The following is a 26,128-nucleotide window of genomic DNA, read 5'->3' as shown; positions in this document are numbered from 1 at the left end:
TATTGCGGCTCTCTGGGTAACTTTGGGGACGATTAGCGGTACGAGATAACGTTATTTTTTCTTTTCGATTTCTGCGCTCTATTCCACCATTTATTGAGCCCACTCATCCAAAATATGATAGGTTGAAGCATCCACCGCAATGCCGTGAGATTGTTTCTTGCCATCGCGAAGATCGAACAAGAACTGCTTCCGGTTCTCGTCGTAATCTACCGGAACGACCTTGGTCGTCCCTAGGTCTAGCTTCCCTTCGTAAGCTTGAAGCAATTGCCTGACAACGGATTTGGCTTCGTCCGTAGATTCGTCCATACCCAGGTGAATCGCTACGCTATCCCCGTCCTTCTGCGCCAAAGCCTCCACGTACTTACCCGCGTCTCTCACCATATAAGGATATAGACCGATAAGCGGGGAATCGAACAAAGGCTCACGGTTATTATCGCTTTGCACGGCGGCGAAACCGCCTTTCTTGGAGTACTTCACTTGGAAAGGAATAGAGCGTTCTTTCCCTGACTTCAACCCTGAAATCACGAAGTTCTCAACGTAATATTCCTCGGTCTGTTGATTCGAATCGAAGTTAAGCTTCAAGTCGGCTAGTTTATCGAAATACAATCGGAATCCTTCAATGACGGTTTTCATCGTATCAGGCCCATATTCATTCTCCGCATGCACCATAAGGCCGGACAATTTCTCCGTATCCTCCTTCTTCAGCACACCCAGGAATTTCTCCGCGTCTTCGGTCGCGATTACCTCCAAAGACCGGGGTTCGCTTGACGCTTGTTCCTCCGATTGACCGGGTGGCTGTACCGTTGATTCCGTCGATTCCGTCGCTTCCCCAACTTCGCCTGTTTCCTTCCCCGATTCCGAAGGAGACGCCGATGGCGATGGTTGCGAATTTTCCGTCTTGCTGCAAGCCGCTAAAGTCATCGCTAGCGTAATCCCTATAGCGAGGGCAATAATCCTTCTCTTCATGTTGTTTCCCATATCCTCATCCACCTCTGTCCATTCTTCTCTTTACCCATTAGACAGGGATACATGTCGAATGGTTCCCTTTTTCGCAAAAATATTTCTAGAAAATGGGTTCATAATATCCCACTATCCCTTATACTGATTCATTAAGAGCCTTGCGGCAGTTAAGAGAATCGGGAGGAAAGAACCGTGTCGAGCAGCATCGGAAATCCTTTTGCCCTGATTGCGAACCAATATCGGTCCGATCGCGCCGAGTATACGAAGATCATTCTTCTATTCGGCTATTTATTTTTCGTCGTTTCCGCTTCGACCCTCAGCCGCACGGCCGCGGACACCTTATTTCTGAGCCGATTCGACGCTTCCGCTTTATCTTATATGTATTTACCCCAAGCCCTAACTCTTCTCGTATCCGGATTTATCTATCAGAAATTATGCGGGCGCTACCGCACGGACCAGTTGGTCGTAGGGGTAATCGCCATGGCTTCCCTATTGGCGATCACGTCGCGAGTTGCCGTCGGGATCGGTTATGATTGGGTATTCCCCGTCATCTACGTCGGCTACGACGTATTGAACTTCCTGATGATCGTCTGTTTCTGGCAATTCGCAACCTCCATCATGGATCAACGCAAAGCCAAACGCACGATCGGCTGGGTCGGAAGCGGCGGTCTAGTCGGAGGCATCCTAAGCGGCTTCGGACTGAAGTTGCTTGTGCAACCGCTCGGAACGGAAAATTTAATTATCATTTATGCGGTCGCCCAACTGCTGTGTCTCGTATTCGTTCTCAAACTTATGCGAGGCATTAAGAACCCCTCCGAGACATTCGCCATTAAACCAGCTTCCAAGACTACCTCTTCCAAGACGAAGGTCAAAGAGAACCAAGAGCGGCAAGGCTTGTTTCGCAGCGTCCCCCATCTCAAATACGTCGCCATTATGGCCGGAACGTTAGTCATCTCCTTAACCCTCATCGACTACCAATTCAAAGTCATCCTGAGAGGCTCCTTGCAGAACGAAGAATTGGCCGGATTCATGGGAAGCTTCTACGGCTTCGCCGGGATACTGGCGCTTATCGTGCAATTATTCGTGTCCGGTAAATTAATTACTCGTTTCGGCGTCATGACGGCTATTCTCGTCTTCCCCGTCCTGCTGTTCACGGGAAGCCTCGCGCTATTGATTATGCCCGTCCTCGCCGTCGCGACGGCAGTCAAAGCGAGCGACAAGGTGTTGGGAGATACGATCTATTCCTCCGTTAGCCAGCTCATCATGTTCCCGATCCCTCCGGAATGGAGAGGCAAAGCCAAGGGTTTCCTTGATGGCATCGTGCGGAATGGCGCCAAAGGAATCGCCGCGATCAGCCTGATCGCGTTATCGCAGTGGTTTGCCGTCGAGCAATTCAGTTATTTTATTTTGGCATTGATCGCAGGCTGCATCTTCGCGGCGGTCAAGATCAAGAAAACCTACTTAACCATGCTGTTGTCCACTTTGCAATCCAAAGGCATGGACCTTCAAGACGAGCCCGACTTCGTCGATCCTGCCAGCATTCAGATCCTGACTTCCGCCATGTATAGCAAGGAGAAGCAGGAAGCACTGTACGCCTTCTCTATCCTAAGCGGAATTCGCGAATTCGATATGTTTGCGCAGTTGGAGCGTTTATTGGAGCATCCGGTTCGGGAAATGCGGATCGAAGCCCTGAAGTTCGTTCAGTCTTCCGTTCCTATCGGGGGAGAGCTCAAGCTTGAGCCCCTTCTTGCCGATCCTGTCGATACGGAAGTTCGCGCCCATGCCATCTTGGCGTTGTCCGCTTATGCCCGGGAAGAGCAACTGGATCGAATGATCGCCTATTTGGAACATTCCGAAGTCCCGATTCGCGCGGCTGCAATCGTCGGCTTAGTCAAGTATTACGGGATTGAGGGGATGTTCCATGCGGTCGGAGTATTGAAACAGTTGCTGGAAAGCGACCATGAAGAAGAACGAAAAGCGATGGCAAGCCTATTCGGGCAAATCGGAATCCAAAGCTTCTATAAGCCATTGATTCCCATGCTGCGGGATTCGTCCCCTTTCGTTCGGATCCGGGCATTGGAATCCGCCGCCCTGCTGCGCGTACCGGAACTGGTCCCTTCTATCGTACCGCTTCTTAGAGATAGCAAAGTCCGTCAGCAAGCCGTTGCCGCGCTGCAGGCCTACGACGAAGCGGTTATCATTCCGCTTCTTGAGCCCTATTTAATAGCCGCGGAATCTAATCTGCATTTGCCGCGCGTGCTGGAGAAAGTAGGAACGCAAGCCGCGTTGGATTCGTTGTTGCGGCATTATAGGGTCATGTCCGCCGAGCTTCGGGAGAAGATCCTCGAATCGGCCACCCGGCTCCATGCCGGCCTTGCTAAAGTAGACATGCAACAAGCGGAACAATTGATTTCCTTTGAAATCACTACCTACTGGGATTGGACGGGACACAGCCAAACTCTCGCCCGCACGACCGTGACGGCCGAACTAAGCGAAGCATTAGAACAAATGAGGATGCGCCACATCGGAAGGATCTTCCGATTGTTGGCTTTCTTGTACGACGCTAAAGCCATTAACGCCGTCTATACCAGTTGGACCAACGGTAACGCGAGGCAACAAGCCAATGCGATTGAAGTCGTCGACCAGCTTCTCGCCGGGAAATTAAGGGCCGATATCACTAGAATTATCTCGTCTCCTATCGCCGGAAGGAACGAATCCTCTTCGCCGGCGCTAGCGAATCAAGCCCTCGACTGGTTTTATGAACTCGGCGATTCCTGGATCAATCGAAATATCGAGTATTTGCGGGCATCCGAGGAACAACGCGTTACCGATAAACTAATGAACCAAGTCCAGCTTTTGAAGAAAGTGTCGCTGTTCTCCGAATTAACGGGACGGGATTTATTCAACATTGCGCAACAGCTGCAAACCGTAGAGAAGATCAAGGGGACGACCATCGTTCGCCAAGGCGATATCGGAGACTCGCTGTATCTGATCGAACGGGGGACCGCGGGCATCTACATCGACTCGACCTGCGTCAAGGTGCTTGGCGCCTATGATTATTTCGGCGAAATGAGCGTCATCACGCACAAAGCGAGATCAGCGTCCGTCATCGCGGAAGAGGATGTCACGCTCTACGAGCTGACGTCTAACGCCTTTTACGAGATTATCTTCGACCGCACGGAAATCGCAATGGCTATGATGAAGCTATTATCGCTCCGATTGCGCTCTACGAACGAGAAGATCGCTTCAACGGCCGCGGAGGCCGATCGGGAGATCGCCGCCGCGGACGGCGCCGCTCTGGATTCGCTAGATGCCAGCGGAAAGAACGAAACGATGATCAGGCGAATACTGGTGCTGCAGAAGATCAGCCTATTCGCCCATTGCTCTCAGGAGGACTTCGTCGCGCTTGCCCAGATGACCGAAGAATCCGTCTACGAACCCGGGGAGAAGGTTTGCTCGGTCGGCGATGACGGGGATACCCTGTACGGAATAATCGATGGAGCGATCCAAGTCCATAAAGGCCCCGAGAAACTGGCAATGCTTGGTATCGGTCAAATTTTCGGCGAAATGGCCCTGATCGACGGGCAACCTCGTTCTGCGGATTGCACGGCTATCCGACGGACCGTACTGCTGGAACTGACGAGAGAGCAAGCATTCGCTTTCTGCTTCCAGAAGATGCACATTCTGAAAGGGTTAATGCGAGTTTTAGCGGAACGGACTCAAGATACGGAGCGTCTGGCGTAACCGGGAAACGTCCGATTAATGGACGACATATAGACTTGTCTTCATATCGGCGGGACTTTATCATGAAGGAAATAGCCAGCGTCGCTGAGAAAAGAGGACGTCAAATGTCGGAGCAAAACCTGAGATTGGGTTTGATCGGCTTGGACACTTCGCACGTAGTCGCATTCGCGGAAATCTTGCACGACGAGTCTCAACCTTATCACGTTCCCGGCGGGAAAATCACCGCGGCCTACACTAGCGTTTCGACGGATTTCGAAATGAGCTATTCCCGCGCGGAGGGCTTTACGAAGCAATTACAGGATTCGTATTCCATTCCGTTGCTCGCTTCCCCGGAAGCCGTCGCCGAGGCATGCGATGCGATCTTGTTGGAATCCGTGGACGGCCGCGTGCACTATGAACAGTTCCAACGAATCGCAGGCTTCGGCAAACCCGTCTTCATCGATAAGCCGCTAGCCATTAGCTCCGAAGAGGCCAAAGCCATTATTGAACTAGCCGCCCGCCATCATGTGCCGGTGATGAGTTGTTCCTCGTTACGATACTCGCAAGCCTTGTTAGAAGCAAAAGCCGACGAGAGCAACGGAGCCATTATCGGCATGGACGGTTACGGCCCGATGGTTATCCAGCCCACGCAGCCGGGCTTGTTCTGGTATGGCATTCACGTGGTCGAAATGTTGTACGCCGGTCTAGGCAGAGGGTGCAGAAAGGTCACGGCCGTATCGAACGAGGACGGGGATTGCATCGTCGGGGAGTGGTTCGACGGAAGGATGGGAACTCTCCGCGGCAATCGAATGGGCAACGGTCAGTTCGGAGCTTTGCTGCATAGAAGGCAAGGTACTCAGTTCATTGACGTCTCCGGGCACCCTAAGCCTTATTATTCCGGATTGTTGGAGCATATCCTAGGGATGTTCCGTACGGGAATTTCCCCGATCGAACCCGAAGAAATGCTGGAAATCGTTCGTTTCATGGAAGCAAGCAATGAGAGCAGGGCTACGGGAAAGCCCGTGACCCTGTAAGATTCGGAACGAAAGCTCTAACTTACCCTGAAATAAACTACGGGGCTCAAACCCCCGCCTTTAGTTCGTCCAAAAGGCGGGGGGTCTTTTGTCTTTCGCATTAGTCGCCCGTATGACGATCTCGGCAAGAAGAAGCAGAAGTACGATCGACCCATAGACTCCGATCGTATAACTGGCAGGATACTCCATGTTCAATCCTTCGTGGACAACAAAGGTAATCGCATGAATGAACATATTCGTGAAGCAGAAGGCATAGCTTCGAATCATCCATTTCCGATGCTTATTGACTCGTTTCTTCTTAATCTGGACAATCGCCGCGATCGTCACGGATGGCCACATGATATTCAATAGATTAAACGCCATGCTGCTCGGCTTCCCCCCGGTCGCGTACGGGGCCATATATCCTGACGTAACGACGACTACCAAGACGAAGAGCACATAAGCGTAACCGTTGATTCTGTGGAACTTCCGGTGTTTCGCCGAGATGCGTTCCGCGAAATTAATCGCCCCCGAAATCATGGCCAAGCAGGCAAACGCAACATGGATATTCATCACGTTTAACCATACCGGGACGTTAACGGTCCGATCCAAGCCGGATTTATGGCTTAAAAATCCCTTAGCCTGAGGATCGCTAACGAAATTGGCATATACGACGTACAAAATAAAGGCAATGATAACCGCAAACATAATTAAATATAAAGATTTCGTTTTTGGCATATGCTTTCCCTCTCTCCGGATATCCGGCCTCTACCTGACAATTGCCAAGCAAGTTGTGCTATGATTTATGAAACGAAAAGCGGGATAACGACGGTTTCAACGAATCCGCGAAAGGAATTGGACCATGCGCAAGGGAGAAAAAACAAAAATTCATATCATCATGAAATCGGCCGAACTGTTCAATCGGAAGGGATACGCGGCCACTACGATGCAAGATATTATGGACGCCACCGGATTGACCAAGGGCGGGCTCTACCGGAGCTTCTCCAGCAAGGACGACATAGCGATCGAAGCGTTCAAATACGCGGGCGAAGTGTTATGGGCTCATTTCTCCGCCGCGATCGAAGGACCCCCAACGGCGACCGGCAAGATCCTCGCAATGTGCGGCGTATACAGCGATACCGTGCATAACCCTCCCATCCAAGGGGGTGCCCTTTCCTGAATACCGCCGTCGAGAGCGACCATTCCTTCCCCTTGTTGCGTAACCAAGCTCTTGAGGCATACGAGCAGATGCTGTCGTTTATCAAGAGCCTGCTTGCGCGGGGTGTAGATACCGGGGAATTCCGCCCCGACATGGATCTCGAATCGACGGCTTCCTTCATATTCTCGTCGATCGAGGGCGGAATCATGGCAAGCAGACTGACACGGGATAACAAGCACGTCGGCTTCGCAACGAATCAGATCGAGCGTTGGCTAGCCACGTTCAAGAGCGTTTAGGCTCGCTTGCTCCTAGGCTTGATGTGCGCTCGCCCGTCACCTTCGAAGCAGGAAGCATGCCTGCTCTGGCAATCCCGATCAATTCGTTGCCCTGCAGGGACATTTCGAACTTCAGATTCAAGCGCATCGGCTTTTTCACGCGCTGAGACCATAAGAGCCGGTTGCCCTTAACGACAGGATCGACGAGTTCCGCGACTTCGTCCCCTTGAACGGCTTTCCCCCATATACGGCCGTTTTCCTCGGAAATATGCAACGTCACGTTCTGTTTGCCGATCGGCGTTAAGATCACGATACTCCACACGCCTTCGAAGAGAGAAGCATTCGACGATAGGTTATCCGCAAGTCCCATGGGCGCTTCGTTAAGAGACTGTGCCGCGGCCGAATCGGAATTTGCCGCTTCCCTCAACGGGGGAATCCCGCCTGGTTGCCAAACTGTTCCCCGCCTTTCATACTCGAACAGCTTCTCAACCGCATGCGCGATTCTCGGGCCCAGTTCCCGTTCAACCAAATACAAGGCAACGTCAAGACCCGAAGTCACTCCCCCGCCAGTCACGAGATTACCGTCATCGACGACTCTTGCCGCAACGGGAATGGCTCCCATCGCCCCAAGCGCATCCATGCCGAGATGATTCGTAACCGCATGGCGACCCTCCAGTAATCCGGTCATGGCCAGCATCAGCGATCCCCCGCATACCGTCGCTACGGTAAAGCCGGGTTTCTCTAGCGCCTCGCTAACGAGCCCCGTCAGCCGAGTCTCGGACGCCCGTTGCAGTATGGATACCACGGAGTTCGGTCCATCTCCGGCGACGTCCCCTGAAGCTCCCGGCACAAGGATGATTCCGGCCCTCTCCAAATCGATCCCTCCGCTTGCGGGGATCGGAAGCTTGTTCGTTCCGCTGGAGACTTGCCGTCCGCCTTCCGCCGTTACGAGTTCAACCCGGATCGCTCCTCCCGAGTACATTTCTGCAGCCACGAATACCTCATACGGAGCTAAAGCATCCATCAGATCAAATCCGTCGAACAACACGATTTGCGCGAGCATGGGATCCCTTCCTTCTGCTATTTTGAGACCGTACGGTTCGGTCTCTTTTATGTTATTCCAGGAAAGGTACTCCTGTAAACCTTATAATTTGACGTTTCTGTGGATGGCTCCCTTTTTTTCATGCGCCGCGTATAATACCCGTCCAGTGGGAAATCACAAGAGTACGTCATTCGCGCATTCAAAGACGAACCTTGAAAATACAAACATCTTCTCCTAAGTAACTTCATTGTCCGCATTCCCCATTCATCGCATAATGAGAACATTCCAACCTCAAAGGGGACCTACAGATGAATAAGACTAGCAAAAGAGTGATTGGTACGATCTTGACCGGCGCGCTTGCCGTTAGCTTGGCCGCGTGCGGAAACAACGGAAACAATACTTCGAGCCCCGAAGCTTCCGGCACGAACGGCAATGCAGGCGGAAAAGAGAAAGTTACGATTACTTTCCAGAACATCTATCCCGACGCAACCGATCCGAAACACCAAATGATGAAAAAAATCGTCGCGCAATACGAAGCCGATCACCCGAACGTGAAGATCGAGCTCGATTCGCTCAATACGGACCAGCAGAAGCTGAAGTTGAAAACGCAAGCCGCTTCGAAGGAAATTCCGGATATTACGATCGTTAACCCGGCTGCTCAAATGAAGCCGTTCGTAGATGCCGACCTGTTCGCCCCGCTGAACGAAATGGTCGAGAAGAACGGACTTAAAGATACGTTCCAAGAAGGCATCCTCGATTACTATTCGTTCAACGGCAACCTATACGCCTTGCCTGACGGCAACAACGTCGGCCTGGTTTATTACAACAAAAAGATGTTCGAAGAAGCCGGCGCGAAAGTGCCGACAACGTTCGAAGAAATGGTCGAAGTCGTTAAACAACTGAAAGCCAAAAAAATTCAACCGATGGCGATCGGAGAAAAAGATACTTGGACCGGTTCGTTCCTGTTCATGAATATGCTTCTTCGCACGAACGGCGGCCCGGGCTTCCTGCAAGACGTCGTAGACGGCAAGAAAACGTTCGAAGATCCGGCGTTCGTCGAAGCCGTAGACGCATTCCAGTCGCTCGTACAAGCAGGTGCCTTCCAAGAAGGCGCGACTTCCTTCGACTATAATGCCGGCGAGAACTTATTCAAGACCGGTAAAGCGGCCATGTACTACATGGGCAGCTGGGCAACCGGAGGAATCGAGACTTCCACGGTCGGTACAAGCGGCGACGTAGGCGTCTTCAAATTCCCGACCATCAACGGCAAAGGCAACCCGGACGAGTTCATGCTGGCGCCGGGAAGCGGATTCGCCGTTTCCAAGAACAGCAAACATCTGGCGGAAACGCTTGATTTCTTGAACTACTTCATGCTGAACTACCCGAAAGAAACGTTCACGGCCAAAGGCGCCGTAGGTATCGCTCAGAAAGTAGAAGGCGACTTCAAAGCAGCCGGATATTCCGACATGGCGATGGATGTGCTCAGCATTTTCAAAGATGTTAAAGGCGGCGACCTGGCATTCGACAATACGATGAACCCGGGAACGGCTCAAGTTCATCTTTCCAGCATCCAAAACCTGTTCGTCGCTAAGAAAGACGCGGCTAGCGTAGCCAAAGAACACCAACAAGGGTACGAAGACAACAAATAATAACGATCGTGGATATTTCGGTACGAAGGGGGCGCCCAGCGGCCCCTTTCGTTATCGCAAAGAGAAGTTCGAAGGAGGCGCAGGCCTTGAAAGTATTAAAAGTATCCAGTTGGACGATCGCGGCGTTCGTGTTGCCGTGTTTGCTTCTATATGTATGTCTCGTGTTTGTACCGATAATCGTCTCCGTATACAGCGGTATGTTGGATTGGAACGGAATTGGCGCTTCCAAGTTCGTGGGGTTAGCGAACTTCGAGAAAATGTTCACGAACGACTCCGTATTCTGGCCCGCGGTCGGACGGACTTTCCTGCTTGCGGGATTCTCGATGCTTATCCAATTGCCGCTCGCTTTGTTCGTGGCTATTCTGATTAGCCGCTACGTTCGCAGAACGAGTTTTCTCGTATCGAGTTATTTTCTCCCCGTCATCCTTTCCGTTGCCGTTATCGGCCAGTTATGGAAGACGATTTATAATCCGGCTTCCATGGGCGGGATGATCAACCAGATCCTGATCAAGCTCGGTTTGGAATCGTGGACGCATTCTTGGCTGACCGAACCGAAGGTGGCTATCTACGCCATTATCGTAGTCGGCTTATGGCAATACTTAGGGTATCATATCCTCATTCAATTCACCGGCATTCAGAACATTCCGGCCGACATCTACGAAGCCGCCAAGATCGACGGCGCCGAAGGCTTTAAGGCCGATCGATATATTACGTTGCCATTGATCGTTCCGATTTTCAAAATATCCGTCGTGCTCTCCTTCATCGGCTCGCTTCAATCGTTCGATCTGATTATGGTCATGACCGGCGGCGGACCGGCGCATGCTACGGACGTTATCTCTAGCCACATGTACAACATGTCCTTCCTATCGATGAAATACGGATACGGAAGCGCCATCGCTTCATTCCTGGTCGTAGTCTGCCTCGCGGCTACAGTCATTATCAATTTCTTGTTCAACCGGTTAGACAAACGATTCAACTAAGGAGGAGGCGCTCCCCATGAGCCAATCCGCAAGCATGAAGATGAAACCGGCCGTCGCCCCTACCCGGCGCCGCCGCTTCTCTATAACGAAAGCCATCGTGTTCGTCATATTCGGCATCCTGCTCGTCACTCAGCTATATCCGCTCGTCTGGCTGTTCATCTACTCGCTGAAGACGAACGAAGAAATCCTGTCGGGCAATTTCTTCGCGTTGCCCGCCGTATTCCAATGGAGCAACTACACGGCCGCCATCGAGAGCGGCAACTATTGGAGGTATCTGACCAATAGCTTGCTCGTTACCTCGATCACGATGGTATGCGTCATTTTGTTGGCTTCGTTGACGGCATTCGCCATTACCCGATTCCGTTGGAAATACGGCCAAGTCGTACTTCTCGCCTTCTTGCTCGGCATGATGATTCCGATGCAGGGAACTTTGCTTCCGCTCATGATTATTTTCAAAAACATCAATATTCTAAACACGCATCTGTCGCTCATACTGCCTTATATCGCTTTCCAGACGCCGATCGCCGTTTTCATCCTGAGCGGCTTCATGAAAGCTATTCCGCAAGAGATCGAAGAGTCGGGAATCGTAGACGGGGCCGGCGTATTCCGGATATTCCGTTCGCTCATTCTTCCGATCTCGGTTCCGCCGATCGTAACGGTATGTATTCTAGCTTTCATTAACATCTGGAACGAATACATTCTGGCGGCTACTTTTATTTCTTCCGAAAAGCTCAAAACATTACCGTTCGGAGTCAACAGCTTCGTCAGCCAATATTCCGTCAACTACGGCGCGATCGGGGCTTTCCTGGTGCTCGGTGCTTTGCCGGTCATCCTGATTTATTTCTTGCTCAGCGAGAAAATAACGAAAGGAATGGTAGCCGGTGCCGTAAAAGGTTAAGCGGCTCGATCGGCAACCGATATGACTCGTTTTCGCACGATTCGCAGCCGGATTTTCCTCATTTTCTTATTCAGCATGTTAGGCTTGTTATTTATCGTTAGCTTGGTCTATTACGAAAGAACAACCGATCAGATCCGGGATAAAATCGGCGTAATCGCCGAGAAAAACATTTCCCAAACGGTCGGTTTGTTCGAGTTGATGCTCAAAGGGTACGACACCGTAACCAAGTCGCTGAATAGCAACAACGAACTCATGAAGCTGTTGCAGAGTCCGTCTTCGAATCCGGTAGAACGCGTGAATATCGATCGGCGAATCACCGACATTCTCGGCGCTATCTTTTACTCCAGGACCGATATCGTCGGTATCCATATCGTGACGTACCAAGACCAGGTATTCAGCTTCGACCGTTCCGCGGGCGCCGCCGTTCGCGGGTATTCGGAGAAAGAATGGTTCACGGCGCTGAAACAATCGACCGGCGAAATGATATGGCTCGGCGTATTCCCCGAGTCGCTAATGGGCAGCGGCGCTAATCGCCCCGTATTCGCGTTCGGGCGTCAGCTGTTCGAGCTGTCCGCATTGAAACCGATCGGTATCGTTCTCATTGAAACCGATGCGGATGCGATCGGCTCAGCGTTGACGAACGCCAGTCTCGGACCGGGAAGCAGCGTCATTATTCAGGGGCCCGAAGGCGATGAAATCATTCGAACGGGGCCTTCCGAAGAGGAAGTCACGGAGATACCCGCAGGTTGGCCCGGCCGATTGAAGAACGATGAGGTGCTTCTTCGGGAACGAGAGGATACGTTGATCAGCGCAGCGAGGATCAGCGTGGCGGATTGGACGGTCATCGGGATTACTCCGAATAGGGATTTCAAGCTGGAACTGAAAGAGACGCAGCAATTTCTCTTATCCGTCTCGATCGTTCTCGTAGCGGCGGCCATCGCGTTAGCGACCCTTATCGCCCGCTCCTTCTCGTTACCGTTCAAGCGGCTCATTAAACAGATGAAGCAGGTCGAGCTCGGTAACTTCAAGAGCCAAGTTCGGGTGCAGTCCTACCAGGAGCTCAACGTTCTCGTTGGCTCTTTCAATCATATGGTCGGCCAGATGGATGAATTGATCGAACGGATCAAGCTTGCTTCCCTAAGCGAGAAGAACGCCCAGCTTCAAGCTCTGCAATCCCAAGTGAATCCTCACTTTCTGTTCAATACGCTGGACATGATCTACTGGATGTTGGACGAGAGGGAGAATGACCGGCTCGGCAAAATGATCTTGGCTTTATCCCGCTTATTCCGGTACAGCAGCGAATGGAAAGAGGCTTCGCGCGTCCCCATTCGCCGAGAACTCGACCAATTGCGCCATTATTTATCTATTATAGAGGTACGGCTCGGGGGACGGGTTCAAACCCGAATCGAGGTAGAGGATCGTTGGTTGGATATCGAGGTTCCGAAGATGATTTTACAACCCATCATCGAGAACGCCGTCAAATACGGGCTGGAACCCGTTAATCGTCCGGGACTTCTGCGCATTCGTTCGGAAGAGCAGGACGGGAACCTAACGATAATCGTGGAAGATAACGGCGTCGGAATGGATAAGGACACTCTCGATTCGCTCGATCGGGCTCTCAATGATTCGAATGCGACCGAGACTAGACAAGAGGAGATTTCCGACGCGCATTCCAAGAGAGGCGGAATCGGTTTATTAAACGTCCACCGCCGTCTCCGCTTAATGTTCGGGGAAGGCTACGGCATTCGACTTGAGAGCAGGCAAGATCTCGGAACGACAGTCATCATGACGATACCGATTCCCACCGAGAAAGAAGGTCTGACATGAACATCCTTGTCGTCGACGACGAAGACATCATTCGGAGCGGCATCGAAAGGACGATCAGAAGAAGTTTCCCCGAGCATCGGGTGCTTCTTGCCACCAGTCCGGAGGAGGCCGTCCATTTGCTCCGAAGCGAAGCGATCGATCTCGTCCTCACCGACGTGCTCATGCCCGGAATGACCGGCCTCGAGCTCATGGAAATCTCCCGCAAAAATCATGCCCATGTGAAATGGGTCGTAATTTCCGCGCATTCCGAGTTCGCTTACGCCCGAGAGGCGGTTCGTCTCGGAGCCAGGGATTATTTACTTAAACCGATCGGAAAAGAAAGTCTGATCGACATGATCGGAACGTTAGGAGAAGAAATCGCCAAGGAGAACGAATGGTCCAAGGATGCTCATCTCCTGAAATCCAATCTGCGTTTCCTCAGAGAGGCCGTATTCTCCCGTTGGGCATCCGGTCTGGACCTAGGCGGCATCGATCCCTCTCCGTTCGCCGAGCATCACCCTCACTTCCATCTCGTCTTAGTGAGAATGGAGAGCGACCGCCCCGTCAAGCTGGAGCATTTTATCGTAGAGAACGTTCTTTCCGAACTTATCGAAGGCGCAGGAACAGGGTTCGTGGCCAGTATCGACGCGAAGAGTTTAATCGGCCTCATCACGTTGGAGGATGAAACCGGTCTGCATCGGCTCATAGAGCAATTGCGAACCCATCTCAAGAGATACGTTAAGATTCCGTTCCAGATTCTTCATACGGACCGGATCTCCGATTTCAACGAAGTACCCGCGAAAGTGCAACACATGCATAAAGCCGCGGCCTCTCAAGTGTACGAGCACTATGCGAGCAGCGGCGACCAATCGATCGCCGTCGCGCTCCAATATATCAAGGCTCATTTCCAATCGGAGCTTTCCTTGGAGAAAGTAGCCGCCATCGTCTATTTGAATCCCGTTTACTTCAGCCAATTGTTTAAGCAGAAGACGGGCACCGGATTCAAGGATTACGTTACCCATCTTCGGTTGGAACGTTCTATGGAGCTGCTAAGAACGACTGAGCTGAAGATCAGCGATATTTCCGAACGCGTCGGATATCCCGACGTACGCCATTTCTCGCAAATTTTTCGTAAGAAGACCGGCGTCACCCCGTCCGAATACCGTCATAATACTGGCGGAAAGTCCGACTCATGAGGCATTGTTCAGGAATAACGTTACGGCATCGCTCTATTCCGAGTCACGGAACCAAATGAACGTGGTATAGAGTTACGCCATCACCTTATTTCCTCCGGCACCTTCATTTTCGATCGTTTCGGGGGAAATAGCGTTATTCCATCACTCTACTCCGAGTGGCGGATCCTAATAAACGTGGAATAGAGTTACGCCATCATCTTATCGCTTCAACAACGATTCTAATTATTCCATAGCCGAGAGTCCCCCTTATGAAGAACGCTCCGTCATTCCGTCGGGGGCGAAGCTTTAATCAGGTCTTTCCTCCAGAAATCGATCACCGTATGATCCGCCAGCTCCATCGACGCCCACGAATTCTTATACTTCAAACCGAAACCGTCCATCAGCTCTATCGTGCTTTTAACTTCCGATTTCTCCACTCTCAGTTCCATGGAAACCACGTTTTTCATTATATTTTTTAATACTTCAATCTCGTTCGTTGCCATCGCTTCTCTTCAATCCTTCGCTTATAGGTTATGAGCTTACTATTCCACGATCGGCCGTTCATTCATCCCGAACACCGAATCTGCTCGCGTTCCTGGCACGGGCCCGCTCGGCTTCGACTTCCCGGTTGCGGGATTCCGCATTAGTGACGAGCGACTCCAACAAAGTTTTCGCGACCGAAGTCACTTCGTTAACCGCGTTATCGAAAGCGAGCTTATTCGCCTTGGAAGGTTCGTTGAACCCCGAGAGCTTCCTTACGAACTGGAGAGACGCCGCCCGAATCTCATCGTCGGTCGCCGGCGGTTCGAAATTAAATAGCGTCTTAATATTTCTGCACATGGTTCAAGTCTCCTTTGGATTGGCGTTGGAACTTTCGAGACATCGCCTAATTAACATTTCGAAGGCCAGCACCCGTTGAGGTACTGGCCTATTACGCAACTAGGAGGATCGAAATGCGATTTACGTCGGTCCGTCGACCTTACTTATGGCTTGCCTTCGCTTAACGAGACGACCGCCTTGGCAATTCTCTTCTGCCGAGTCTCCGCCGTCTTAGCTTCTTCGATAGAGAGAACGATCCTCCGTTTATTGCTGTAGGATAATCCTTCGAAGAACCGCTTCGCGTCTTCTTCCCGTTCGAGCGCTTCCGAGAAATCTACCGGCACGGCAACTTCGCGAGGTTCAAGATCCAGTTCGATGTCGACGTCCGCTTCATCGCCCGCGGCGACGCCGGCGCTTGTCCGATTTTCCGCGCTAAGCGGGATCATAAACCTGCCGCCCATGCTAGCCACCGTACTTCGATAAGTATAATTCCCAATGGTAATGCGGACTGCCGGCTTCTTACCGGAACCGAGGCTTGCCACGACTTCTTCCGGCACTTCGAATCCGGTTGCCGTCTTGCCCCTAAGTTCGATTTTCGTCCGAAACTTCATTCCGTTCCCTCCCGCGAAATGTAGCCAGCCTTGTAGACGCTAACCCGCTAAGATTTGCATAAGATCTATACCCCTATTATAAACCTTAACTTCGCCGTCTATAAAGCTAAGCTCCCATTATTTCCTTATTCTTAATATTTCTTAATTACGATAACCGCGTTATGTCCGCCGAAGCCGAAAGAATTGGACATCCCGACCTTGAGATCTGCCGAACGGGCCACATTCGGAACGTAGTCCAGATCGCAGCCTTCCCCTTTCTCCTCCTGGTTAACCGTTGGAGGGATGATGCCGTTCTGCAAGCTTTTTACCAGAGCAATCGCCTCTATGCCGCCCGCGGCTCCGAACATATGCCCCGTCATGGATTTATTGGCCGTAATGGGGATACGATAGGCCTCATCGCCGAATAATCTCTTGATCGCGGCCGTTTCCGACTTGTCTCCGAGCTCCGTGCCCGTGGCGTGCGCGCTGATAACGTCCACTTCGCCCGGAGCGATCTTGGCTTCATGAAGCGCTAATTTCATGGCCCGGTATGCTCCATCGCCTTCGGGGTGAGTCGCCACCATATGATACGCATCGGAAGTTGCTCCGTAACCGATGACCTCCGCATGTATTCTAGCGTTGCGACGCAACGCATGGGACAGCGATTCCAAGACCAGGATCCCCGCTCCTTCCGCCATGACGAACCCGTCCCTGCCCGCATCGAAAGGCCGGCTAGCCCGCTCCGGCTCGTCGTTCCTCGTCGACAACGCCGTTGCGTTCGAGAAGCTGGCCAGCGAGATTTCGGATATCGCCGCATCCGATCCGCCGGCGAACACGATATCCGATCGTCCCGCTTGAATGTGATAGAAGGCTTCTCCTATAGCCGTATTTCCGATGGAACATGCCGTCACCGGCGATAACGTGGAGCCTAACGCCCCCAGCCTGATGCTGATCAACGCCGCGGCCATATTGGATATCATCATCGGAACCAAAGTAGGACTTACCCTATCCGGCCCCCGTCCGCTTAGCAGGTCCTGCTGTTCCATTAAAGTTTGAATGCCGCCGATTCCGGAACCGACATACACTCCCAATCGTTCTTTGTCTATTCCTTCAAGATCGATTCCGGAGTCGCGCAAGGCTTGATCCGTCGCCTCCAACGCGAACTGGCTGAACCGGTCCATCCTTCGAGCTTCTTTGGTGCCGAACAATGTCTTCGCATCGAAATCCCGTACGACTCCCGCTATTTTCACCTTAAATCGCGAAGTATCGAACGCATCTATGGCGGATACCCCGGAATCGCCGCGTACAAGCCGCTCCCAGAAAGTATCTACATCGTTTCCGAGCGGCGTGATTGCGCCCATTCCCGTAATGACGACTCTTTCCATGTCGATGCCCTCCTTGAACGTTCTTGAATAAAACCCTATAATCATCATGTCACGTCGATTATCCTATTACAAGTTGTCGTTTATCCTATTATAAATAGTAATACGATATTTTCCCGCAAGGACGGTGACCTATGAATTCGCAAACCAGGCTTCAAGCGTTGTCCCAGTTCTTAAAAGCTCAGAGAGCCAAGCTCACCCCCCAATCCGTCGGGCTCCCGGAAGGTAGCCGCAGAAGAACGCCCGGCCTTAGAAGAGAAGAAGTCGCGCAATTGGCCGGCGTTAGCCATACCTGGTACACCTGGCTGGAGCAGGGACGGGACATTAAAGTATCGTCTTCCGTATTGGATAACGTGGCGATGGCGTTGCGACTGACCGTCGACGAACGGAAATACTTGTTTTCCCTGGCCTTGGAGACGACCTCGGGCACAAGCGCCCTTCGGGAAGAGCTTCCCGAAATCAGCCCGTCCCTAACAATCATTCTTCGAGAATTGACCTACTGCCCCACGATCATATCCGATCGCAGGTGCCGTATCGTCGGCTGGAACGAGGCGGCCGCCCACGTCTTCCTGAACTTCGAGCTCGTTCCGCCCGATCAGCGAAACATGATTCGTCTGTTATTCACGAGAAAAGAGTTCCAACGGCTAGCCGTGAACTGGGAACAATTCGCCAGCGGGTTTCTGGCGATCTTCCGGGCGTATTACGGGCAATACGTCGAGGACGAATGGTACGAGGAGTTTCTCGGAGAGATGAAAGCGACCCACCCTGATTTCAACCGGTTGTGGGAGCAGAGCAAAGTGAGCTCCGCGCCGGAGGTACTGCTCGAGTTCAGGCATGCCAAAGCACGGAAGATGCTATTCCAGCTCACGTCGCTGCAAGTTCACGGAGAAGCGGATTTAAGATGCAGCATCTATACTCCGGCTTCGGAAACTTCAACGAGATCTAAGCTCAAGCAACTCATGCAGGATGGTCTTTCTTCCGGGGGAGAAAACGATTGATATGCAAATCCCCATCTACGAGCGCATTGAAATTGCATATCAAGTCGGCCTTATTTTAGCAAAGAGAGCCTAGAAAAACGATGACAAAACGGTAGAAAAATAGCATGCGGAATGGCGAATCAAATGAAGGGAGGCATCCTAATAATGATATGGGGTACAGCGCTCTTGGCTGCCGTTCTTTTGGTTACGGGATGTTCAGCTCCGGCCCAAGTCAACAATCCAATAGAAACGAGCGTGAACGATATGAATGAGCAACTTATCGCGGCGGCGGAACGGGGAGATACGGCGACACTCCGGACGTTGGTGGAAGATGGCGCCGAATTGAACGCGCAGGATATGCAAGGAAGAACAGCCATTATGGCTGCGGTATACGAGAACAAAGTCGATGCGGTACGGGTACTGATCGAGGCGGGAGCGGATATCAATAAGCAGGACAATAGGCTGAACAATCCGTTCCTATACTCCGGAGCCGAAGGTCAGCTGGACATCTTGAAGCTGCTGATCGAGGCAAAGGCCGACACGAAGATGACTAACCGTTACGGGGGGAATGCGCTCATTCCCGCCGCGGAAAAAGGACATGTCGACAACGTGAGAACGCTGCTCGAAACGACGGACGTGAACGTCAATCATGTTAACCATCTCGGTTGGACGGCCCTGCTCGAAGCGATTATCTTAACCGACGGCGGAACGAAACACCAGCAAATCGTCCGGCTGCTCATCGACCACGGCGCGGACGTGAACATCGCCGACAACGACGGAGTAACTCCGCTCCAGCATGCCAAACGGCAAGGCTACACGGAGATCGAACGTATGCTGAGTGATGCGGGCGGGCGTTAATAACCTCGAGCGAGCCGTTCATTCTTCATGGCTACCCCAGTCTGCGGATTTAAAATAAAATGCCGATTTTACCGAAGTACGAATCTTCCCCGAGATGCCGAAGAGCGTTCACCGATTGCGCGAACGGGAACTCCTTATCGACTACGGGACGTAAGCCATGCCTTTCTATCGTCGCGTTCATTCTCTCGAACATCTCGCGGCTGCCGACATTAATCGCTTGAAGCCTGGCCCTCCTCAGGATCGCCGGGACAATGGACAAGCCTTCGACGCTAGCCCCCGATAGAATGCCGACGATACTGATTTGCCCGCCGACCTTTAATGCGGAGATGGAGCGATTAAGCGTGGTTCCGCCCCCAAGGTCGACGATGTGATCGGCTCCCTTGCCTTCGGTGATTTCCAAGACGGACTTGTCCCATTCGACGTTTTTCTTGTAATTGATGCCATAGTCCGCACCTAGAGCTCGCGCGCGTTCCAGCTTCTCGTCGCTACTTGACGTGACGATAACCTTAGCGCCTTGTAGCTTGGCGAACTGCAGGGCGAATATCGAGACGCCGCCGGTACCTTGGACGACGACCATATCTCCCGCTTCCACTTTGCCTTCCTCCACGATCGCGTGCCAAGCCGTTACCCCGGCGCAAGGCAATGTCGCCGCTTCGACGTCCGTCAAATATCCGGGTACTCGAACCAACCCTTCTTCGGGCAGTACGACATACTCCGCCAGCATTCCGTCGAGCGGGCTTCCTAGCGTGGATACCCAATTGTCTTGCGTAGCTTCGCCGGTCTTCCAGCTTTGCGTAAAGATTCCGCTCACGCGCTCTCCTAAGCGAAACTTAGCCGCTTGCTCTCCTAAAGCCACGATCTCGCCCACACCATCGGATACAGGGATAAGGGGCGCTTTGAGTTCGGGATTGTAAAATCCGGTAATAACCCCGATATCCCGCGAGTTCAAAGATGCGGCCTTCATGCGAATAAGTACTTCACCCCGCGCGGGGGTTGGAATCGGACGATCGACTTCTACGACGTGATTGAGTCCGAAACCGTCTTGAATCACGTAAGCTTTCATTGTGCATCTCTCCTTGTCGGGGGAATAGACACACAATAATCCATATAATAAGATGTAGCTAGACGGCACTTTAGAGTCGGTTACGAACCCAAAGGTGCGTAAGGAGGACGGATAAGCATGAAACCATCGGACATATCCATAACCGCATGCAGTTATAGTCATGTTCTCGAGATTTTATCCAACAAGTGGTCGGCATTGGTCATCTACGCCCTAGAGAGCGGCACAATCCGATATAGCGAGATTAAGAGGCGTATAGATGGCATATCGCAGAAAATGTTAACCCAAACCTTAAGACAACTGGAACGAGACGGATTGGTCAGTCGAAAGGTGACTCCTTCGGTACCGCCTATCGTAGACTATACGCTGACCCCGCTTGGGAACACCTTAATTCCATGCATGAAGATGCTTAAAGAATGGGCTTCCGAACATTACTCCGTCGTGAGGCAGGCAAGGGAACAGTACGACCTCGGGGAAGACGGCGCCGCCGTTCGGTAATATCGGGTCCGCCTTCCCTCTAGTAACGACTCTCATACCTCAACGAATCAATTCCTCAGTTCCTCATTTCCTCAATCCCTCGAGGCCTCGTATAGCCTTTTAGCTAGAAGGGCGGGTTCCGATCTGAAAAAGGTCATATGATCGCCGTGCGACTTAATCAGCCGGAATAACCCCAAGCGACCGGACATGTGGGGATGCCAGCCGTACCCTTCACCCTGAGGCAATACGTTGTCTTCCGTCAGGTAGAGATAACTCTTCGGGGTGTTAAGGCTATAAAATTTCTTCAAATCCAACTTCTCGAAAAGCGGCTTGGCCGGTTCGGGGCGGACTTCGCTATACAATTGCCGCGCTAATCCGAGATCTGCCAGGTTGACGAACAATTCACGAAAAAACGCGAAAGGCAGCAGGATCGTATCGTCTTTCGAATTCTGCCTAAGCTGCTCGAATGTCTGCTTTACGGATGGAGGAAGCTGATCCGCTACGGATTGCCCGTCGCCTAGCACGAAGCCGTCCATGAAGACAAGCCTTTTGATTCGATCCGGCACGAGCTCCGCCGTTTTCTGGATGACCGATCCGCCGAAGCTGTGTCCGACGAGCACGATATCGCGCAAATCATGGGCGACGATATAGTCGGCAACCGATTTTGTTATCATGGCGTGAGTTACGTTCTTATTCGGATCGTTTCCATGCCCTGGATATTCGGGGGCGTATACCGTATGGCCCATTCTTCTCAGTTCGGCGGCGACGCCATTCCAAAAGCTTGCGTCCGCCCACGAGCCGTGAATAAGCACGAAAGTGAGCGGCTGCACATGACCTTCATAGGCTTGGACGCGAGGATAACCGTAATAACCGGGAACGACCCAATAGGCACCGTTAGCAAAGTTTGAATACATCACTCATATTCCTCTCTCGGAAAAAGCGGATATAAGCCCAGTGTATGATTTCCCTAATTATTCGGTTCTCCTCCCAATACACGCCGAAGTGCATTTCGTTACCCAGCTTTTCCCAAAATAATTCTATTCGATAATATGGATATAAGTTACAATAGAGCAATGCATAACCATCGCGCCCATTAGAGAGGATGTCCGTGAATGTATCGCTATCTTCAAAAGAAAATTGTCTTCCTTTGCATGATCGTAATCGGGGTATCTTGCTTTATGCCTAATGCTATTTCCATTCAAGAAGCAGCAGCCTCTACTCCAGTCTTAACCGATGTATCCCTGAACACCGGCTCTAGGGTAGGCGCCATGCGGATTGATGAACAAAGAGGTTATTTGTATGCCACCGCACCCGAAACTAATGAACTGTTGTTTATCAGTATAGAAACGATGCAAATCGAGAAAAGACTTGCGATCGGGTCAAATCCGAGAGGCATGGATATTGTCGACAACAAATTATACGTGGCTTTAGGCGGTGCGACTTTCATCGCCGTAGTCAACCTTGATAGTCGATCAGTTGAGACTACTCTATCTACTGTTATTCAACCAACACAAGTCGCTGTTGATGGTAACAGTTTATTCTATACCGGTGGTAACCAGTGGACTGAAATCTATCGTAAGGATTTGACTACTGGTCTGGATTCGAAAATAGAGCAAAGCATATATCAACCTTTGCTGGTAGCAGACCGCATTACGCATCGGCTCTATGCAGGTGAGACAGGCACTTCCGGGCTTAACGCGTACAATACAAACGATGGAAGTAGGTTATGGTCCATCGAGCCTAATATGGGATTTCCCGCCTCGCTCTTAGTCAATGAAGGGGATGTTTATTATGGTGCAGCACGTATAGACCCGGAAACAAAACGGATTATCTCTACTTCCTCTACAGGTGTAGTAGTATCCGTTGACGATACCTACCTCTACACGCAGAATGGGATCCTTACTAAAGACGAAGGGATACTTGTTGCAACCTATGATTCGTTGTATCAACAAATCCAAGCTAAAGTCGACGGAAACCGTAATTTATACACCAACGAATTGGGAACGTCCGTCATTCGTAAACGTGCCTTCGATATACCTCCAGCACCTCAACCTGCAATTGAATACGAGAATGGCGAAAAGCAAATTACATTAAATCGCAATCTGGATTCATGGGCCGTAGGGAAGGACGAGAAATATTTATATGCCATTTCACGCGAGGTCAATCGCCTCCTGCAGATCGACATGGATACATTCGAGGTAATAGCCGATAGATACATCGGTTCTCTGCCTTCGGATGTAGACATTCGCGATGGTATTCTTTATGTCTCGTTAAGTGGCAGCACGCACATTGCTAAAATCGATACGAATAACGAAACCAATTTCATGGCACCCATAACCGAAATTGAAGTCGGATCCTTAACGGAGGATATAGCAGCTGGAATTGGGAAGGCGTATTATATTAAATATGGAAGTTTTCAAAATATTGGCGTGACGGACTCTGTATATTCAACGGAACGGGCAGACTACTACAAGCCAAAACTTACAATGAGTCCCGATGCATCTATCTTATACATAGGCGAGACCGATTCCTCTGGTGGTAAGCTCTATAAGATGAATACAAGTAGTGGCCAGATTATTGAGAAGACTGCAAATGGTTACAGTTATCCCTCAAAAAAAGCCATCCATGATGGTGATTATGTCTATTATGCTGCGCATAGATTTTCAGCTAATAACTTAAATCAGATCCACGGAGAATATAAGAACGGGTCCTATTCTGCCAAACTATTATCCGCTCGAGGAAATCACGTACTTGCCAGCAACGGCATATACGACCGGGATACCTTCAACCCGATACTCAAGTTCCCTATTTCGGTTTCTAATGGATATATACAAAGTGACGGCTCCTTCATTCTATTAATCGAAAACAAATCAGTAAGCAATGCACAATATTCTCTTCATAAATTCGATAACCTCGCTAGTATGAAGCAGAAATTCGAAGACGGAATACGACCTCAGGCAGCTTATTTCTTCGATGAGAATCCAGAGCCTCAGAAGATAAAAGGTAATCTTACGTTCCTACCTGGACTAATGGAACAGGCTGTTAGCAGCTATCAAATCCGATATTATGATGCCGCAGATCAAGTAGTCGAAAACGTCAGCTATGATTCTGTTTATTTAATCGAACCTGATGGTTCCTACTCACTTACGTTAAATAAGTCCCTTCCCGCTTCGGTGAAGAAGATCGGAATTATTCCTATCGTATCTCTAAATTACGAAATCATGGAAGACTATAAATTAATGATTCGGTTATGGGATGAAAGCACCTATTACGTTGATAATGCCTTACTAGTGGATACCGATACTTCCCCCAACTCAATCGGCGGTAAGGTAACTTTCGATGCCGCCGTCGGGGAAATTGCCGGTGACCGCTATGCCGTATATTTCGGAGGGGACAGCAATGTCATCGGGAACCCTATCGGTTTCGTAGCAGCCTCTGGACAAGCTCATTACGAGCTTACTATTCCGCAGGGCACATTAATTCCTCAAGATGCTTTTCTAATCGCAGTGCAACTGGTAAGCGAAGATGGAAGTGAAGCACCGGGTTACTACTTAACAGAGATTCCTGATCGAATGACCGTTGCCCCAGCCCCTAGTCAAATCCTAGTCGCAAATACGGTTGGCGGCGCTTCGGATTCAGTTACGGTAAATGGACTTAAGGCCGGCGACACTGTCAGAGTATACTCCGACGATTCAACGCTTTATGGACAACAGACCGTACCCGCGGGTTCGACTAGCGCCGTCGTTAAAAATCTGAATCTTAATGATATGGTAAAATATCTGTTCGTTACGGTTACATCCCCAGGTAAAAGAGAAAGCTTTTACGTCTACAAGAACTACCCTACGTCCACCGGTGGCGGTAGCAGTGGTGGCATCGTTGGTGGCGGTGGCGGTGGTGGCGGTGGTGGTGGTGGCGGTGGTGGCCAACTAGCCTCTACTCAAACCTTCAAAACCTCAAATGGATCTTCCTTAACTGCTGTGAGTCTAAACGATTCCGCTCTAGACGCTGAATTAGCCAAGTGGAAGGGCTCCTCAAATAAAATCGTAATCAAGATCGATAAGCAAACAGATCCAATTTCAGTGACGCTAAACGGCGCCCAAATCGCTAAAATAATCGGCAAAGACGGGGCGGCTTTTATAGAAATCGTTGGAGTTCAATCAGGGCTGGTTATTCCAGTTAGCGCCCTAGGATTGTCTGGCACCAATGCCGAAAAAACTAAATTTATTCTCACGATTGCACCCGTGAACGCTCCGGACTCCGATACGGTAAATAAGCTGATTAGCTCACAACTCATTCAGCAGGTAGGTCAATCCTACGAATTCTCCATTCGCAAAGAAACGGTGGGCGCATCACCCGTTGATATTCACAATACCGAAGAGTATATCGGACACATTATCGTGATCATGAAACCGAGTCAGTCCATTGAATCATTGTCGGCTGTTATGATCGATCCCACTAGCGGTGCGATTGTGCCGGTTCCGGCGACATTCCAAAAAGTAGGAGACAACATAACCGCGACAATCTATCGCAAAGGAAATTCTATATACTCCATAGTTTCCCAAGATAAGAAATTTAGTGATGTGAACTCGGAGGATTTTGCTAAGACCTCGATAGAAAAATTGGCCGTGAGAATGGTTGTGAAGGGATATGTAGACGGCACTTTCAAACCTAACGGACTTGTTACTCGTGCCGAAGCAGCTTCCCTATTGGTCAAAGCGCTTGGAATAGTACCATCGTCGGCAGCTTCTAACTTCAAAGATGTCAAGAATTCCGCTTGGTACTCCGATTCGGTGTCGGCAGCCGTTAGCGCCGGCCTCTTCAAGGGTTATACCGATGGAACGTTCAGACCGGATCAAACGATTACGCAGGAAGAAATGGTATCCATCATTTATCAATCCCTTCTCTATGGGGGATACAAGTCGAATACCTCCGATAATTCCATGCAATTTGATTCATCCGCGGGGTATAGAGCCTGGTCAGCGAAAGCCGTTCATGCAGTTATTCAGCAAGGCATTGTAAGCAACGATGATTCCTTTACGATTCAGGCAGATAAACAAACAACGCGTGCCGAAAGCGCCGAGCTTATCTATCGGATGCTAATAGCACTAAAATTGATTTAACTTAGGATATCCTAAGACAAGGCAAGGGCCGGCAAACACCGCTTACCTGGTGATTACCGGTCCTTTTTAGATAGTCATTCTTGCGATGTACAGATTCCGGCATGCTTGCGGATCTGAACAATCTATTAGAGGGGTTGTACTGCAGGATAAACGAAATTATGATAG

At 50.8% G+C, this 26,128-nt stretch carries 22 protein-coding genes; 13 read left to right on the top strand and 9 right to left on the bottom strand.

What is annotated here, in order from left to right:
• Positions 1-90 precede the first annotated feature (90 nt).
• Entirely contained in the window at positions 91-978 is an 888-nt protein-coding gene (locus HH215_RS24750) for a hypothetical protein (RefSeq protein ID WP_169282320.1), read from the bottom strand.
• A 174-nt stretch (positions 979-1,152) separates the two neighbouring features.
• On the opposite strand from HH215_RS24750, the gene HH215_RS24745 reads away from it, so the two are divergent.
• Complete coding sequence (locus HH215_RS24745) at positions 1,153-4,704, top strand: Npt1/Npt2 family nucleotide transporter (RefSeq protein ID WP_169282319.1); 3,552 nt, start codon at positions 1,153-1,155, stop codon at positions 4,702-4,704.
• A 104-nt stretch (positions 4,705-4,808) separates the two neighbouring features.
• Complete coding sequence (locus HH215_RS24740; protein WP_169282318.1) at positions 4,809-5,717, top strand: Gfo/Idh/MocA family protein; 909 nt, start codon at positions 4,809-4,811, stop codon at positions 5,715-5,717.
• A 60-nt stretch (positions 5,718-5,777) separates the two neighbouring features.
• Here the strand turns inward: HH215_RS24740 and HH215_RS24735 are convergent, their stop codons facing one another.
• Positions 5,778-6,434 carry a DUF2306 domain-containing protein gene (locus tag HH215_RS24735; RefSeq protein WP_169282317.1) on the bottom strand — a complete coding sequence of 219 codons (657 nt, stop codon included), beginning with the start codon at positions 6,432-6,434 and terminating at the stop codon, positions 5,778-5,780.
• A 124-nt stretch (positions 6,435-6,558) separates the two neighbouring features.
• On the opposite strand from HH215_RS24735, the gene HH215_RS37200 reads away from it, so the two are divergent.
• Positions 6,559-6,876, top strand: a complete 318-nt coding sequence (locus HH215_RS37200; protein WP_445662476.1) for a TetR/AcrR family transcriptional regulator — start codon at positions 6,559-6,561, stop codon at positions 6,874-6,876.
• A gap of 32 nt (positions 6,877-6,908) precedes the next feature.
• Positions 6,909-7,151 (top strand): TetR family transcriptional regulator C-terminal domain-containing protein, encoded by a 243-nt coding sequence (locus HH215_RS37195; protein WP_445662475.1) that lies wholly within the window; start codon positions 6,909-6,911, stop codon positions 7,149-7,151.
• Here HH215_RS37195 and HH215_RS24725 read toward each other — a convergent pair.
• The gene (locus HH215_RS24725) at positions 7,138-8,193 is read right to left on the bottom strand and encodes a DJ-1/PfpI family protein (protein ID WP_169282316.1); all 1,056 of its coding nucleotides are present in this window, start codon (positions 8,191-8,193) and stop codon (positions 7,138-7,140) included. The two genes, HH215_RS37195 and HH215_RS24725, sit on opposite strands and share 14 nt — an antisense overlap.
• Positions 8,194-8,480: 287 nt before the next feature.
• On the opposite strand from HH215_RS24725, the gene HH215_RS24720 reads away from it, so the two are divergent.
• The 5 genes from HH215_RS24720 (at position 8,481) to HH215_RS24700 (ending at position 14,701) form a co-directional block, all read left to right on the top strand.
• Positions 8,481-9,821, top strand: a complete 1,341-nt coding sequence (locus HH215_RS24720; protein ID WP_169282315.1) for an extracellular solute-binding protein — start codon at positions 8,481-8,483, stop codon at positions 9,819-9,821.
• Positions 9,822-9,907: 86 nt separating this feature from the next.
• Complete coding sequence (locus tag HH215_RS24715; protein ID WP_169282314.1) at positions 9,908-10,801, top strand: carbohydrate ABC transporter permease; 894 nt, start codon at positions 9,908-9,910, stop codon at positions 10,799-10,801.
• A 16-nt stretch (positions 10,802-10,817) separates the two neighbouring features.
• Complete coding sequence (locus HH215_RS24710) at positions 10,818-11,699, top strand: carbohydrate ABC transporter permease (protein WP_169282313.1); 882 nt, start codon at positions 10,818-10,820, stop codon at positions 11,697-11,699.
• A gap of 21 nt (positions 11,700-11,720) precedes the next feature.
• A complete protein-coding gene (locus tag HH215_RS24705) occupies positions 11,721-13,526 on the top strand; it encodes a sensor histidine kinase (protein WP_169282312.1) in 1,806 nt (601 codons plus the stop codon).
• Positions 13,523-14,701, top strand: a complete 1,179-nt coding sequence (locus HH215_RS24700; RefSeq protein ID WP_169282311.1) for a response regulator — start codon at positions 13,523-13,525, stop codon at positions 14,699-14,701. Before HH215_RS24705 ends, HH215_RS24700 begins: the two co-directional genes overlap by 4 nt.
• A gap of 263 nt (positions 14,702-14,964) precedes the next feature.
• Here HH215_RS24700 and HH215_RS24695 read toward each other — a convergent pair whose 3' ends face one another.
• The 4 genes from HH215_RS24695 to fabF form a co-directional block, all read right to left on the bottom strand.
• Positions 14,965-15,183 carry a hypothetical protein gene (locus tag HH215_RS24695; RefSeq protein ID WP_169282310.1) on the bottom strand — a complete coding sequence of 73 codons (219 nt, stop codon included), beginning with the start codon at positions 15,181-15,183 and terminating at the stop codon, positions 14,965-14,967.
• 58 nt (positions 15,184-15,241) lie between these two features.
• Positions 15,242-15,520 (bottom strand): DUF2277 domain-containing protein, encoded by a 279-nt coding sequence (locus HH215_RS24690; protein WP_169282309.1) that lies wholly within the window; start codon positions 15,518-15,520, stop codon positions 15,242-15,244.
• A 143-nt stretch (positions 15,521-15,663) separates the two neighbouring features.
• Positions 15,664-16,110, bottom strand: coding sequence for a YdeI/OmpD-associated family protein (locus tag HH215_RS24685; protein ID WP_169282308.1), 447 nt, complete (start codon positions 16,108-16,110; stop codon positions 15,664-15,666).
• A 131-nt stretch (positions 16,111-16,241) separates the two neighbouring features.
• Positions 16,242-17,474, bottom strand: a complete 1,233-nt coding sequence (gene fabF / locus HH215_RS24680) for a beta-ketoacyl-ACP synthase II (RefSeq protein ID WP_169282307.1) — start codon at positions 17,472-17,474, stop codon at positions 16,242-16,244.
• Between the two features lie 131 nt (positions 17,475-17,605).
• Here fabF and HH215_RS24675 point away from each other — a divergent pair, with 131 nt between their 5' ends.
• Together HH215_RS24675 and HH215_RS24670 are read left to right on the top strand one after the other, a co-directional pair.
• Positions 17,606-18,469, top strand: coding sequence for a helix-turn-helix transcriptional regulator (locus tag HH215_RS24675; RefSeq protein ID WP_169282306.1), 864 nt, complete (start codon positions 17,606-17,608; stop codon positions 18,467-18,469).
• 144 nt (positions 18,470-18,613) lie between these two features.
• Positions 18,614-19,306, top strand: coding sequence for an ankyrin repeat domain-containing protein (locus HH215_RS24670; protein ID WP_169282305.1), 693 nt, complete (start codon positions 18,614-18,616; stop codon positions 19,304-19,306).
• A 49-nt stretch (positions 19,307-19,355) separates the two neighbouring features.
• On the opposite strand, the gene HH215_RS24665 is transcribed toward HH215_RS24670, so the two are convergent.
• Positions 19,356-20,369, bottom strand: coding sequence for a zinc-dependent alcohol dehydrogenase family protein (locus tag HH215_RS24665; protein WP_169282304.1), 1,014 nt, complete (start codon positions 20,367-20,369; stop codon positions 19,356-19,358).
• 117 nt (positions 20,370-20,486) lie between these two features.
• Between HH215_RS24665 and HH215_RS24660 the strand changes: the two genes are divergently transcribed.
• A complete protein-coding gene (locus tag HH215_RS24660) occupies positions 20,487-20,864 on the top strand; it encodes a winged helix-turn-helix transcriptional regulator (RefSeq protein WP_169282303.1) in 378 nt (125 codons plus the stop codon).
• Between the two features lie 71 nt (positions 20,865-20,935).
• On the opposite strand, the gene HH215_RS24655 is transcribed toward HH215_RS24660, so the two are convergent.
• The gene (locus tag HH215_RS24655) at positions 20,936-21,757 is read right to left on the bottom strand and encodes an alpha/beta hydrolase (RefSeq protein WP_169282302.1); all 822 of its coding nucleotides are present in this window, start codon (positions 21,755-21,757) and stop codon (positions 20,936-20,938) included.
• Positions 21,758-21,955: 198 nt separating this feature from the next.
• On the opposite strand from HH215_RS24655, the gene HH215_RS24650 reads away from it, so the two are divergent.
• Complete coding sequence (locus HH215_RS24650) at positions 21,956-25,963, top strand: S-layer homology domain-containing protein (RefSeq protein WP_169282301.1); 4,008 nt, start codon at positions 21,956-21,958, stop codon at positions 25,961-25,963.
• Positions 25,964-26,128 lie beyond the last annotated feature (165 nt).

The organism is Cohnella herbarum (genome assembly GCF_012849095.1).
GTDB classification, from domain to species: Bacteria; Bacillota; Bacilli; order Paenibacillales; family Paenibacillaceae; genus Cohnella; species Cohnella herbarum.
Note: the sequence above shows the minus strand (reverse complement) of the source record. Positions and strands in the feature narration are given on the sequence as shown.

What these genes read in the sequence shown, in the direction of transcription:
- HH215_RS24750 (WP_169282320.1), bottom strand. Translation starts at nt 978, where the DNA reads ATGGGAAACAACATGAAGAGAAGGATTATTGCCCTCGCTATAGGGATT.
- HH215_RS24740 (WP_169282318.1), top strand. Translation starts at nt 4,809, where the DNA reads ATGTCGGAGCAAAACCTGAGATTGGGTTTGATCGGCTTGGACACTTCG.
- HH215_RS24735 (WP_169282317.1), bottom strand. Translation starts at nt 6,434, where the DNA reads ATGCCAAAAACGAAATCTTTATATTTAATTATGTTTGCGGTTATCATT.
- HH215_RS37200 (WP_445662476.1), top strand. Translation starts at nt 6,559, where the DNA reads ATGCGCAAGGGAGAAAAAACAAAAATTCATATCATCATGAAATCGGCC.
- HH215_RS24725 (WP_169282316.1), bottom strand. Translation starts at nt 8,193, where the DNA reads ATGCTCGCGCAAATCGTGTTGTTCGACGGATTTGATCTGATGGATGCT.
- HH215_RS24720 (WP_169282315.1), top strand. Translation starts at nt 8,481, where the DNA reads ATGAATAAGACTAGCAAAAGAGTGATTGGTACGATCTTGACCGGCGCG.
- HH215_RS24710 (WP_169282313.1), top strand. Translation starts at nt 10,818, where the DNA reads ATGAGCCAATCCGCAAGCATGAAGATGAAACCGGCCGTCGCCCCTACC.
- HH215_RS24705 (WP_169282312.1), top strand. Translation starts at nt 11,721, where the DNA reads ATGACTCGTTTTCGCACGATTCGCAGCCGGATTTTCCTCATTTTCTTA.
- HH215_RS24700 (WP_169282311.1), top strand. Translation starts at nt 13,523, where the DNA reads ATGAACATCCTTGTCGTCGACGACGAAGACATCATTCGGAGCGGCATC.
- HH215_RS24695 (WP_169282310.1), bottom strand. Translation starts at nt 15,183, where the DNA reads ATGGCAACGAACGAGATTGAAGTATTAAAAAATATAATGAAAAACGTG.
- HH215_RS24690 (WP_169282309.1), bottom strand. Translation starts at nt 15,520, where the DNA reads ATGTGCAGAAATATTAAGACGCTATTTAATTTCGAACCGCCGGCGACC.
- HH215_RS24685 (WP_169282308.1), bottom strand. Translation starts at nt 16,110, where the DNA reads ATGAAGTTTCGGACGAAAATCGAACTTAGGGGCAAGACGGCAACCGGA.
- fabF (WP_169282307.1), bottom strand. Translation starts at nt 17,474, where the DNA reads ATGGAAAGAGTCGTCATTACGGGAATGGGCGCAATCACGCCGCTCGGA.
- HH215_RS24675 (WP_169282306.1), top strand. Translation starts at nt 17,606, where the DNA reads ATGAATTCGCAAACCAGGCTTCAAGCGTTGTCCCAGTTCTTAAAAGCT.
- HH215_RS24670 (WP_169282305.1), top strand. Translation starts at nt 18,614, where the DNA reads ATGATATGGGGTACAGCGCTCTTGGCTGCCGTTCTTTTGGTTACGGGA.
- HH215_RS24665 (WP_169282304.1), bottom strand. Translation starts at nt 20,369, where the DNA reads ATGAAAGCTTACGTGATTCAAGACGGTTTCGGACTCAATCACGTCGTA.
- HH215_RS24660 (WP_169282303.1), top strand. Translation starts at nt 20,487, where the DNA reads ATGAAACCATCGGACATATCCATAACCGCATGCAGTTATAGTCATGTT.
- HH215_RS24655 (WP_169282302.1), bottom strand. Translation starts at nt 21,757, where the DNA reads ATGTATTCAAACTTTGCTAACGGTGCCTATTGGGTCGTTCCCGGTTAT.
- HH215_RS24650 (WP_169282301.1), top strand. Translation starts at nt 21,956, where the DNA reads ATGTATCGCTATCTTCAAAAGAAAATTGTCTTCCTTTGCATGATCGTA.